10 protein-coding genes and 1 pseudogene are annotated in these 11,562 nt (G+C 41.6%); 7 read left to right on the top strand and 4 right to left on the bottom strand.

Going from position 1 to position 11,562, the window contains the following annotated elements:
- A partial coding sequence (locus tag Q1V93_RS18720) for an AraC family transcriptional regulator (RefSeq protein ID WP_300666897.1) occupies nucleotides 1-315 on the top strand: 315 nt, incomplete at its 5' end.
- Here the strand turns inward: Q1V93_RS18720 and Q1V93_RS18715 are convergent.
- Together Q1V93_RS18715 and Q1V93_RS18710 are read right to left on the bottom strand one after the other, a co-directional pair.
- The gene (locus Q1V93_RS18715) at nucleotides 296-670 is read right to left on the bottom strand and encodes a DUF779 domain-containing protein (RefSeq protein ID WP_300666894.1); all 375 of its coding nucleotides are present in this window, start codon (nucleotides 668-670) and stop codon (nucleotides 296-298) included. The genes Q1V93_RS18720 and Q1V93_RS18715 overlap by 20 nt on opposite strands.
- Nucleotides 671-1,002: 332 nt before the next feature.
- On the bottom strand, nucleotides 1,003-2,508 hold the full coding sequence (locus tag Q1V93_RS18710) for an aldehyde dehydrogenase family protein (protein WP_300666892.1): 1,506 nt from the start codon (nucleotides 2,506-2,508) through the stop codon (nucleotides 1,003-1,005).
- Between the two features lie 236 nt (nucleotides 2,509-2,744).
- On the opposite strand from Q1V93_RS18710, the gene Q1V93_RS18705 reads away from it, so the two are divergent.
- The 3 genes from Q1V93_RS18705 (at nucleotide 2,745) to Q1V93_RS18695 (ending at nucleotide 5,776) form a co-directional block, all read left to right on the top strand.
- Nucleotides 2,745-4,484 (top strand): chloride channel protein, encoded by a 1,740-nt coding sequence (locus Q1V93_RS18705; RefSeq protein WP_367183838.1) that lies wholly within the window; start codon nucleotides 2,745-2,747, stop codon nucleotides 4,482-4,484.
- Nucleotides 4,485-4,534: 50 nt separating this feature from the next.
- The gene (locus tag Q1V93_RS18700; protein ID WP_300666886.1) at nucleotides 4,535-5,179 is read left to right on the top strand and encodes a hypothetical protein; all 645 of its coding nucleotides are present in this window, start codon (nucleotides 4,535-4,537) and stop codon (nucleotides 5,177-5,179) included.
- Between the two features lie 411 nt (nucleotides 5,180-5,590).
- Nucleotides 5,591-5,776: an RNA-binding protein gene (locus Q1V93_RS18695; RefSeq protein WP_300666883.1), complete on the top strand. Its 186-nt coding sequence runs from the start codon at nucleotides 5,591-5,593 to the stop codon at nucleotides 5,774-5,776.
- Between the two features lie 37 nt (nucleotides 5,777-5,813).
- Here the strand turns inward: Q1V93_RS18695 and Q1V93_RS18690 are convergent, their stop codons facing one another.
- On the bottom strand, nucleotides 5,814-8,816 hold the full coding sequence (locus Q1V93_RS18690) for a M1 family metallopeptidase (RefSeq protein WP_300666880.1): 3,003 nt from the start codon (nucleotides 8,814-8,816) through the stop codon (nucleotides 5,814-5,816).
- A 98-nt stretch (nucleotides 8,817-8,914) separates the two neighbouring features.
- On the opposite strand from Q1V93_RS18690, the gene Q1V93_RS18685 reads away from it, so the two are divergent.
- The 3 genes from Q1V93_RS18685 to Q1V93_RS18675 all read left to right on the top strand — a co-directional run bounded on the left by Q1V93_RS18685 (nucleotide 8,915) and on the right by Q1V93_RS18675 (nucleotide 11,324).
- A complete protein-coding gene (locus Q1V93_RS18685) occupies nucleotides 8,915-9,805 on the top strand; it encodes a hypothetical protein (RefSeq protein WP_300666877.1) in 891 nt (296 codons plus the stop codon).
- Between the two features lie 29 nt (nucleotides 9,806-9,834).
- Nucleotides 9,835-10,800: a glycosyltransferase family 9 protein gene (locus tag Q1V93_RS18680; RefSeq protein ID WP_300666874.1), complete on the top strand. Its 966-nt coding sequence runs from the start codon at nucleotides 9,835-9,837 to the stop codon at nucleotides 10,798-10,800.
- 68 nt (nucleotides 10,801-10,868) lie between these two features.
- Complete coding sequence (locus Q1V93_RS18675; protein WP_300666872.1) at nucleotides 10,869-11,324, top strand: hypothetical protein; 456 nt, start codon at nucleotides 10,869-10,871, stop codon at nucleotides 11,322-11,324.
- Nucleotides 11,325-11,366: 42 nt separating this feature from the next.
- Here Q1V93_RS18675 and Q1V93_RS18670 read toward each other — a convergent pair.
- Nucleotides 11,367-11,562 (bottom strand): annotated as a pseudogene (locus Q1V93_RS18670) (polysaccharide deacetylase); the annotation flags it as partial.

Raw genomic sequence — 11,562 nt, 5'->3', positions numbered from 1 at the left:
GTGAAATTTATCCGCGCCCATATCAACGACCGTTTAACGATGAATGATCTGACAAACGAAGCGTGTATGAGTAAAACGTCATTCTACCGTTATTTTAAACGCGAATTGGGAATGAGTCCGAATGAATTTGTTTTGAAGGAGCGTATCAAATTTGCAAAATCACTTTTGAAGAACCCAGATATTCAGATCAATCAGGTCTGTTTTGAATCCGGTTTTGATGATTGTAATTATTTCATCCGTGCGTTTAAGAAAATTGAAGGAATTACGCCAAAACAATTTCAACAATGTCAGGGAATCAATCCTCTGAAAATCTGAGTGGAGTCAGATTTTGAGCTTCTTCGTCCGTGAAGAGACGGCTTCTGATCATAAAACGGATTCCCATTGGTATTTCAAGCGAAAAACTGGAACCTCTTCCGGGTGTTACATCCAAAGTCAGATGTGTAAATTTCCAATATTCGAACTGATCCTTGCTCATCCAGAATTCACATCCTTCAATTTCCCCCAAACATACGTCGCTGCCTCCGACTTTGAAATCTCCTTTTTCGAAACACATAGGTTGTGAACCGTCGCAACATCCGCCGCTTTGATGAAACATCAAATCCCCGAAACGTTTTTTGAGTTGATTCACAACTTCAACAGCATCATTCGTTATTGCAATCCGTGTGTACATGTGTTGTGATTTTAGTGAATTTATGAAATGCCGGAGTTTTGTTTGGGTAAAAAATCCGCGAAGTAAAATACCCCGCGGACTTTTATCGAGAAACTGGATCAGTCTCTCACCCCGAACTTCTTTAAAGACGAAGGCGTTGAGATGTTTCAAAATGCAAGGGGTTTTTGTACCAATTTTTAACATTTTGTTTTCCCATTCGTAATATTGCGAATTGCCATTTTGGCGAAATCTAAACATCCCGGTTTTGCAATATTCCGAATAGTGCCAAATCGTCATTTTATTCAGAAATCAATTGATAAACACCTTTTGTTTTTGAACCTGCTAACCATTCTTTAAAAGAATCCCAATTTATTTTTATTGTAAGAAATCAGCATGTTTTTAGTCTGACGGTAATGTGCCAGCATCATTTTATGTGTTTCACGACCAAAACCTGACTTTTTGTATCCGCCGAATGGTGCGTGAGCCGGATAAGCGTGATAATTATTTACCCAAACGCGTCCTGCTTGAATCGCTCTCGGAACCTGGTATAATTCATGTGCGTCACGCGTCCAGACACCGGCACCTAATCCGTAAAGTGTGTCATTGGCAATTTCAATTGCTTCTTCCGTTGTTTTGAATGTGGTCACACAAACGACCGGTCCGAAAATTTCTTCCTGAAAAACACGCATCTTGTTATGTCCTTTTAAGATCGTCGGTTGAATGTAATATCCGCCTTCCAGATCTCCGGGTAATTTGTTGGCAGCACCTCCGGCAAGTACTTCAGCACCTTCTTCGACCCCGATTTTCAGGTAAGATTGAATCTTTTCGTATTGATCGTTTGAAGCCTGAGCTCCCATCATCACACTTCCATCCAATGGATTTCCGGTAACAATCGCATTGGTTCGTTCGATTACACGCTTCATGAATTTGTCGTAAATCGCTTCATGAACCAGAATTCTGGATGGACAAGTACACACTTCTCCCTGATTCAGTGCAAATAATACAGCCCCTTCAATGGCTTTGTCAAAAAACTCGTCGTCGTGGTCCGCAACAGAAGGAAAGAAGATATTCGGAGATTTTCCGCCCAATTCCATGGTCACGGGGATCAAATTCTCAGATGCATATTGCATAATCAGACGACCTGTTGTTGTTTCGCCCGTAAATGCCACTTTCTGAACCCGCGGAGAAGTTGCCAGAGGTTTTCCCGCCTCAGGACCGAACCCGGTTACAACATTCAAAACTCCTGCCGGAAGAACATCCTGGATCAACTCCATTAAAACCATGATGGAAGTCGGAGTCTGCTCAGCCGGCTTTACAATCACACAATTCCCGGCAGCCAAAGCCGGAGCAATTTTCCAGGTAGCCATCAAAAGCGGGAAATTCCATGGAATAATTTGCCCGACAACTCCCAACGGTTCGTGTAAATTGATGCTTACTGTGTGCTCATCGTGTTCTGAAATCGTTCCTTCTTCCGAACGAATCACTCCGGCAAAGTAGCGGAAATGATCTACACACAACGGAAGATCGGCAGCTCTTGTTTCACGGATTGCCTTTCCGTTGTCAATCGTTTCAACAGCTGCAAGTAATTCCAGGTTTGCCTCGATAATATCTGCGATCTTTAAAAGCAGGTTTGAACGATTGGTAACAGATGTTTTGGACCAGGCAGGGAAAGCAGCGTGTGCGGCATCCAAAGCCAGTTCAATATCTTCTTTATAGGATCTTGCGGCTTTGGTGAAAACCTTTCCGTCGATTGGTGATACATTGTCGAAATATTCTGCCGAAACAGGAGCAACAAATTTCCCTCCGATGAAATTATCATAGTGGGATTTAAAATTTGGTCTTTGTGCTAATGAGCTCATAGTTTTATCGATTTATAGAAATACAAATGAACCCGGAACCCGAAAAGTTTTATAGCATTATTGATTCAAATGATAGCACAATTGTTTCAGGAAAGAATAATAAGTAGTTTAAACGTTGATTTTTAACAGATTGAATGATAATTCGCAATTAACGATTGGCAATTCGTAATTATAAGTCGTATTTTTAAAGCATGTTGTCTCGATTTTTGCGAAAACTAAACGGTGGAATCTTTTTTTTGAGGAATAGTTTAAGTCCCCGTCAATTTTTACTCATTTCAAGCGTTTTGGTTGGTTTGTCTTCTGCTTTGGCAGTGATCGTCCTGAAATCATTTGCGCACATGGTGCTGGTTTTTGCGAAAGACCTGAATCACAAACTGCATTTCAAATACCTCGATTTCATCCTACCGGTTTTCGGGATCGTTTTAACCATTTGGATTACCAAAAAACTACTCAACGGAAAACTGGAAAAAGGAACCTGGCGTATCATTTACGCGATTACCAAGAAATCGAGTATCATGCCGCGCAAACAAATGTATGCACAGGTGATTACCTCATCGGTGACAGTTGGTTTTGGTGGTTCCGCCGGATTGGAATCCCCGGTAACGATCACGGGGGCAGCTTTCGGATCGAATTATGCGCGGGTTTACAAATTAACGACCAAAGAACGAACTTTGCTTTTAGCCTGTGGAGTTGCGGCGGGAATTGCTGCGGCGTTTAATGCCCCGATTGCCGGAGTGTTGTTCACGCTGGAAGTATTGCTTGCAGACGTCGGAATCACGGCGTTCATTCCCTTAATGCTGGCTGCAGCTTCCGGAGCTTTGCTCTCTGCTGCTATTCTGAACGAGAGCATTTTATTGTCGTTTAAAAACATGGCGGTTTTCGAATTGAGAAACGTGCCTTTTTACATGATTTTGGGTGTTCTGACGGGCTTCATTGCCGTTTATCATTCACGGGTTTTCAATAAAGTGGAAACCTGGATGGAACATGTGAAGCTGAAACCGTATCAAAAAGGAATTTTCGGAGCCTTATTATTGTCGGTCCTGATCTTTATCTTTCCATCCTTATTCGGTGAAGGTTATGACAGCATCCGCTCGTTATCCGCCGAAAAAGTATTCGACCTGATGGACGGAACCCTGTTTGAAAATTTCAATCAAACCTGGTTTCCTCTGTTATTTATCGGAGCCGTTGTCTTTCTGAAAGCCATTGCAACCGGATTGACTTTGGGCTCAGGAGGAAACGGGGGAAATTTCGCTCCTTCCTTGTTTGTGGGAAGCTACACCGGTTTTGCGTTCGCGTATGGATGGAATTTAACCGGTTTGGCTTTTGCACTTCCGGTAACGAATTTCACGATGGTGGGAATGGCAGGCATGTTGAGCGGTTTGTTCCATGCTCCGCTGACTTCCATTTTCCTGATCGCAGAGATCACGGGAGGCTACGGGTTGATGATTCCTTTGATGATCGTTTCTTCGATCAGTTTTGCTATTTCGAAACGCTATTCCAATCACTCGATGGATATTGTGAAGCTGGCAGACGAAGGCCACGTGGTTCGGGCAGACAAAGACCGCCATGTGCTGTCATCCATTGAAAGTGCAGATATTTTGGAAGAAACGCTGGTGGTTTTAAAACCCACTGATACGATTTCGACCTTGTTCGCCACCATTCAGCATGCACACCAGGCCTTGATCCCGATTGTTTCAGACAGCGGAATTCTGCTCGGAATGATCTACTTAGACGATTTACCGACGATTCTCCCGGTCTATTCCGCCGAACCGAACACACCGTTGGAATTGGTGATGGAACCGATTCGTTATTCCCTGAATCCGCGAAACACGGTAGAACAGATCATGGATATGTTCGAACATTCAAAACTGAATTATCTTCCGGTTATCGACAACGATCAGGTGTTGGGTTATTATTCCAAACGTAGATTATTAGAGGCTTACCGGAATAAAGTAATGGATAGTATGGTGGAGTAGGAGATTTGGTTGGACTTTTTGTTAATTTGGAATGAAAAAACACAGGAAGAATGCCCACACCAGAAGAAATATACTTTAATAAGATACAAGAACGTTCAAAAATTGAGATTTTGATTATTGGTGAAAGCCCTTATCCCAAAGGAGCTAATGGTGTTGCTTTTTGTAAAAACTCTTGGGATGAATTGTTTGAAGGAAAAGAAACGCTTGAAAATGGAGAAAAACAACGTTGCTGTGGTCAAGATGTATTGTACTCATTGGGATTTGAAGAGGAAAAAGTTCGGGCTAAATTTAAATTCCCAATTGATTTATGGCTTTATATGCTTGAAAAAGGAATTGTAATGATAAATATTGCTCATAATATTTTGAGTAATGAATTTATTAAAGGACAATCAACAGAAGCTTATGCTAAAGCTTTGTTTAAAGCTAATCAGGAAACAATCTTAAAATCAAGAGAATTAAATTATCCAATAATTAAAAAATCGGATGAATTATTCATTTTGGGAGAATTAGCTGCAAAATGTATTTTTAAACATTTCTACAAGGATTTTGAAGACAAACCAAGAGAAGTCTTAATTCATCCGTCTATTCGTGGTATAGCAAATGAGAATAAAGAAAAGTCCCATGAATGGTCTGAAACATGGAGAAAACAATATCTTTTGGGAAAAGTAAAATATAAGCTTGCATTGCTATCGTGAGCAGAATTGACAGAAATAATAGTGGATTTAGGTGTTTCGGAAATTCCCGGAATCCTATGTGAACTATGGTTCTATGTGGTTAAACCGAATTGAATAATCAATTAACTACTTTCTGATGATTTTAAAAATGGCGTTTACTTGTTTAATCACACTTTTAATGAATGTTATTTGTGTGACGATCCAATATTTCTATCAATCTTCTCATATTGGCGATGATCTTTTTATTCATATAGGATTTCCGTATGATTTTTTTTACTTCCGGCCTGATTTGGAGTTGCATGGTTCCAATATGAAACATTTCATTTACGATGCGTTCATTTGGTTTGGATTTTCGCTTTTAGTTGTTCTTATTGTAAGTTATTTTAGAAAAACTCGGAAAACCGACAAAGAAGTACTTGATGTTACAGAGTGATGGAAAAGAAAAATGAATTAAAAGACGGCGATCAATGCATCGTAATCAGCGGAACCCATAAAGGCAAAAGCGGCATTGCCCGTGATTTGAATATCAGTAAAACCGGACATCTGACGATTACCGTGGTACAGAAAAACGGAGAACGATTTAAAACGCTGGGGAAAAACGTCATGGTAAAAAAATAGTTGGTATGGGATGCATCGCGTACCAACGAGGAGATTTCTACTGCAACAACTTCATGAAATCAATCGACTTATTCGTCAGGTTAAACTTCAGTGTAAAACGAATGCGTTCTGCATATTTTTTGGAGAGATATGCTTTTTCAATATTCTCCGACTGAACAACAGGAAAATAAATTCCGAATACTTTTCCTAAGCGCATCGCTAAACCAAGATCGTAAGCTTGAACCGGTTTGGAAGAATAAGCCTGGTCAAACAATCCGAAATCGGCGTATACTCCGAAGATTTTCGGACCAACCGGTGTTTCGATGTAGAAATTGGCAGCAGTCATCCAACCCGTGCTCGTTCCGAAATAACCAGAAGCACCGTTTCCGGCAGTAGACCTGAAACCACCCATGTTTTCCAAACGTTGCTGAGACCAGATTCCGCTTTGTGCCGAGCGGCCGAAAAAGTAATCTTCCACAAATAAATCCTGAATTCCACCCGCACCGCTTAACGCAAAGGAATAGGCTGAAATTGCACCTGACTGATACATATTGAAATTCCAGTAATTTCCTGCGAAAACACGCAATTCCACCCAACGCGAACGCTTGTTTTTGAGGTAGCGGTATTTGTATGTAGCAGCAACCGAAGAACGGGTAAAATTATCGCTGTTTACCGGGTTGGAAACATGATCGGTTCGCAATTCAAGGTGGACCTGGTGATCCGCTTTGGTATACGAAAAATCATACTGAATGTATCCGCCCACCAGTTCCCGCTGTTTAGGTCTGAACACGTCTAAGCGATACATGGATTGAACGCGGATGTTTTGACTGATTGGTCCGCCGGTACGATTTCCGATCTTAGCCGTCCAATAAGGAAGAATCGCCACATAATAACCGTCATTTCGACCCAACGTATCGTTTTTGAAAGAACGGAGTGAAACCCCGATCCGTGAAAATTTCAGGTTTCTCTTCGGAAGAAAGGTACGACTGATCTCCGCAATTCCTGAAATGCGCTTTCCGCCGAACGAATACATCGGAGCCAACAGAAACTGGAAGCGGGGAGCCGGAATACTGATATTATGCAGTGCAAGACCCAACATGAATTTGTCGTATTGATTTCCGCCCAGGATGGGGCTCCAGAATAAATTGCTCTTCTGAACCTCATTCTTCCCGACTAAAAACTGAAGTTTCAAGGGTTCGACCTTCCCGAACAGGCCTTTTTTGTGCCAGTAATTGTTGGTTTGAACAATTTCCGGAGCTCTTTCGCTTGCATTGATCTGCACGGCATCCATTTCGGAATCAAAAGTCACTTCTGATTTCTTTGCACCGTTTTCAACCCAAATGGTTTGAATCTTCTTTCCGTCTTTGAATCCGCTTACTTCAATCGGACCATCCACTTGTCCTACATTTTTGACGGTAGCAATCGTTTTCCCGTCAATAGAAGAAACTTTAGAGATCTTGTAATCGATGTGATTGGTTGTTTGAATCAGATCTGTAAAAAGCCAGGACAAATCTCTTCCTGAAACACGCTCAAGCGTTGCGCGGAAATCTTCCGGCTGCGGATGTTTGAAACTCCATTCCCGGTAATAAGTCTGCATGGACTGATCAAAAAGCGAATCGCCCAGGTATTCTTTGAGATAATTGAAAACCAAACCGGTTTTCATATACATGATTCCGGCATAATTTGTTCCGGTAAAATCGGCTGAATGCGTTTCGATCGGTTGATCTTCTCCTGTTCCGGCGATCACACGGTAAAAGTAATCTCCCGAATGGTAATGACTCAATCCGTCGAAATGAAAACGGCCGTTCAGAATCATCTTGGACAAATACGTGTTTTTCGGGTATTTGGTATACATATAACGCATTTCATTCAAGGTGTTCAAACCTTCATCCATCCATCCGTGAACACGTTCGTTACTTCCAAGGATTCCATAAAACCAGTTATGACCTACTTCGTGAACGATCACAATCTCCAGTTCTGTTGGAGAGCTGGCATTTCCGATCACAGTCACATTCGGATATTCCATTCCTCCACCGGCAGAAATCGTTCCGTCGACCGCGGTAACCTGGTTGTACGGATAATCACCGTTCCAGAGAGAATAGTAGTACGTTCCGTCGTGAATGTATTCCGGAGCGCGTTCCCACAAAGGAGCATTCTTAGGCGTAAACAACGCCCAGGTTGTTACTTTTCGTTTGGAATGGGGCAATTCTACTTCACCTTTTAAAACGGCATAGCGCTTATCTGCAAACCAGGCAAAGTCGTGTACGTCTTTTTGCGTAAAACGGATTGTTTTCCATTCCGGATCGGAAGGAGGAAAACCGTCATTGGGATATTTTTTTCGGATCAGCGACGGAAAATGCGCTTTGGTGTGGGCAGCTAATGTATCCATGAAGGCTATTTCAGATGCTGTCTGCAAATCTCCTGTTGCACCAACCACATAATTTGCAGGGAGTGTAACCGACACATCAAAACTTCCATATTCAGAGTAAAATTCGCCTTGTGTCAAATAAGGAATCTGGTTCCAGCCATTCTTGTCAAAAACAGCCGGCTTCGGATACCATTGCGTGATTTGGTACGATTGCCCGATATGCCCCAAACGTGAAATTTCCCCGGAAGGAATCTTCACATGAAAAGGAGTTGTCACGGTCATTGCTTCACCGGGTTTTAAAGATGTATTCAACATTAATTTCCCGATATCCGGATTTTTCGGATCAATTTCGAGAGCCGCATCTTGTCCGTTCACCTGGAAATGCAGTGAATCAATGCATCCTTTGACCGAATCATTTCCGAAAGTGAGTAATGACTCATCATCTTCATAAAGCTGTTTCCCTAAAGCGGTTTTTCCGTTCCTGTAAGCATTCGGCCACAAATGAATGTAAATGAAATCCAGGGTCTGCGGAGAATTGTTGTGATAAACAAAGCTTTCAAAGCCGCTCAATTCGTGCTTTTCGTCATTCAATTTGACGGTAATGGTATAATCAACTTGTTGCTGCCAGTAATTCTGTCCGAATGATTTGAACGTTGCGAAAAAGAAAATTGAGATGAGTAATAGGAATTTCATGATGTAAGCCTGTTTCAATTCCTAAAAGTAATGTAAATGTGTTGGTTTTGTAACAATCGGACAAAATCCGGGTTATTGCTGAACTAAAACTTCCAATTATGAAAACCCTATCCATTATTTCCCTTTTCCTGGTATGGCATTCAGTTGCATCTGGTCAGATTACAGATCACATTGTTTACAAGCAAGAAGTCAACCTGGCATATTTGTTGGCCATTAAAGAAGCAAAGTATCCGGAAAGTTTGCAGAAATTGGAAGCAGTCAAAAACAAGTATGGTTTCCTCTATGGTGAGGAATATCGTTTGCAAAGTTATTGTTATAAAATGCTGGGAAATGATTCCCTGGCAGCAATTTCCTTAAAAATATGCTGGTCTTCCCCGTCTTTCGACATGCGTACTTTATGGTATATTGCTGAGTTGAATCCCGCAAAATTAATGAAAGGGTTCAATGAATCTGAAATAGCAGTAGTACATGAAGGATTTGATAATAGTGTAAAGATTTGCCCGAAGAATGCCGATTCTCTTTACCAGGTTTTTGAGAAGTTGAGTATCGATGATCAGAATGTGCGTAATGAGTGGCTTGCGAATCGGGAAGCTTTTCAGTATAAAATAGATTCAGTGAATCAGGCACATGAGTCATTTATTGAAAATTACGTTTTGAAATACGGTTATCCCGGAGAAAAGCAATTGCAATTCAAAGACGCGGAAGTCTGGCTTATTTTAATCCATTCATCCGATGGCAAAGAGTTCTATGAACGTATGAAACCTATTTTCCTGGAAGAAGTCCGGAAAGGAAATATGTCGCCAATCTATTTTGCAAATTTTGTAGATCAACACCAATTTTATAACAAACTACCTTCTGTTTATCAGTCGTTGGTTTATGATAATCATCCTTATGTAAATACAGAAGCTGAACGTTTACAGATAAGTAAAAACCGGCATGAAATCGGATTGGTAGATTTGGAATTCAGTAATCCGACATTTGAAGATTAGGGTTCCGATGAAATCACTATTTTTACCGTATGCAACGCTTTTTAGTCATTCAAACAGCATTTCTGGGAGATGTAATCCTGGCAACTCCGGTTGTGAGTGAACTGAAACGTTTGTATCCGGATGCGCAGGTCGATGTGTTGGTGCGCAAGGGAAATGAAGCGATTCTGAAGAATCATCCGGCGATTCACGAAGTTTTCTCTTTCAATAAAAAGGAAGGGAAGTGGAAAGAAATGCGCCGTTTGATCCGCACTTTCCGTTCCAACCGTTACGATGAGGTGATCAACCTGCAGCGCTTCGGGAGTTCGGGAATCATTACCTTTCTTTCAGGCGGAAAGCGAAAAGTAGGTTTTGATAAGAATCCGTTTTCATTTTGTTACGATATTAAGATTAAACACGAAATCGGAAACGGGAAGCATGAAGTGGAACGCAACCTGGAATGTATAGCACACCACGGAGCTCAGAAATTGGTTCGTCCTTCCGTTTACCCTTCGGATGCCGACAGGGAAAAAATCGCTGTTTATACGCACAAACCATTTTATACCCTGGCTCCGGCTTCCGTTTGGTTTACCAAACAGCTTCCGGAAGCGAAATGGGTCGAATTGGCAAACAATCTCAAACGCAAAGGAGCGATTTACCTGGTTGGCGGACCGGCAGATGCCGATTTATGCAAACGAATCATTGAAGCCGCAGATTTGCCGTTGGAAAATAATCTTGCAGGAAAACTGAATTTGTTGGAATCCTGCGCCTTGTTTGAAAAAGCAACCCGCTGTTTCGTGAATGATTCCGGACCTTTACACATGGCAACAGCAGTAAATGCTCCGGTAACGGCTTTTTTCTGTGCAACGGTTCCGCGTTTTGGGTTCGGCCCGCTTTCAGACGACAGTGAAATCCGGGAAACAAAGGAAGAACTCACTTGCAGACCTTGCGGATTGCATGGCGGGAAAGTATGCCCCGAAGGACATTTCAAATGTGGGAATATTGACGTGAGTGTTTAAATCGGCAGGATCCGGAAATTGTTAAGGTCTTTGAAAAAAGTATTTGAACAAAAAGAAAAACAGAAGAGATGAGTTCAATTCAAAAAATCGCAAAATATCTTCGGATAATCTCTATTGGCTTATTCGGTGTTGCGCTGTTCTTGCCTACCTATTGTACGAATGTCCAATGTGCCGGTTTTGGCGCTGGCTTTGAAGCGCTTGCTTCAGGTTGGATATTAGCCTTTTTTTACGGCGGAGCGGCATTTGCCTGGTTTGCAAATCCGATTTACATTACCACCTTTTTTGTTGCGAGAAAGGAACCGCTTGTAGGTATCGGATTTACCGCAATTGCCATTTTTATAGCTCAAACTTTTTTGGATGGAGGAGAACTCCTTTTGAACGAGGCAGGGCATACAGCGTATATTACAAAGATTGAGATCGGTTACTGGTTTTGGTTGGGAAGCATGGTTGTGCTGCTTTTTTATTCAATAGTCAATCTGGTAGTGAAAATAAAAACAAAAGGAGCCGTTAAGCAGGAGTTATAAAAAATCTGAGTATTTATTCAGATGAAGAAACAAACAGGAATCTTATTCCCCGAACTCTTCGCCGATACTTTCACGCAAATCAAACAACAACCACTGTTTATCGAGCACTTGTTCTTTTTCCGTCTGAAGCAAATGAATGAAATCAGCTACTCCGATGGGTTCATTTCCGTTTCCGTGAATCAGGACAATACTTCCCGAGGAAGAAGCTTGTCCTTTGGCAAGCCACGCATCGCTTCCA

This window comes from Fluviicola sp. (assembly GCF_030151805.1).
In the GTDB taxonomy this organism is placed as follows: Bacteria; Bacteroidota; Bacteroidia; order Flavobacteriales_D; family Crocinitomicaceae; genus Fluviicola.
The sequence above is the reverse complement of the archived record's forward strand: the minus strand, read 5'-3'. Positions and strand labels throughout refer to the sequence as shown.

Coding starts and splice junctions, on each gene's coding strand:
- Q1V93_RS18715 (WP_300666894.1), bottom strand. CDS start 670: ATGTACACACGGATTGCAATAACGAATGATGCTGTTGAAGTTGTGAAT.
- Q1V93_RS18710 (WP_300666892.1), bottom strand. CDS start 2,508: ATGAGCTCATTAGCACAAAGACCAAATTTTAAATCCCACTATGATAAT.
- Q1V93_RS18700 (WP_300666886.1), top strand. CDS start 4,535: ATGCCCACACCAGAAGAAATATACTTTAATAAGATACAAGAACGTTCA.
- Q1V93_RS18695 (WP_300666883.1), top strand. CDS start 5,591: ATGGAAAAGAAAAATGAATTAAAAGACGGCGATCAATGCATCGTAATC.
- Q1V93_RS18690 (WP_300666880.1), bottom strand. CDS start 8,816: ATGAAATTCCTATTACTCATCTCAATTTTCTTTTTCGCAACGTTCAAA.
- Q1V93_RS18685 (WP_300666877.1), top strand. CDS start 8,915: ATGAAAACCCTATCCATTATTTCCCTTTTCCTGGTATGGCATTCAGTT.
- Q1V93_RS18680 (WP_300666874.1), top strand. CDS start 9,835: ATGCAACGCTTTTTAGTCATTCAAACAGCATTTCTGGGAGATGTAATC.
- Q1V93_RS18675 (WP_300666872.1), top strand. CDS start 10,869: ATGAGTTCAATTCAAAAAATCGCAAAATATCTTCGGATAATCTCTATT.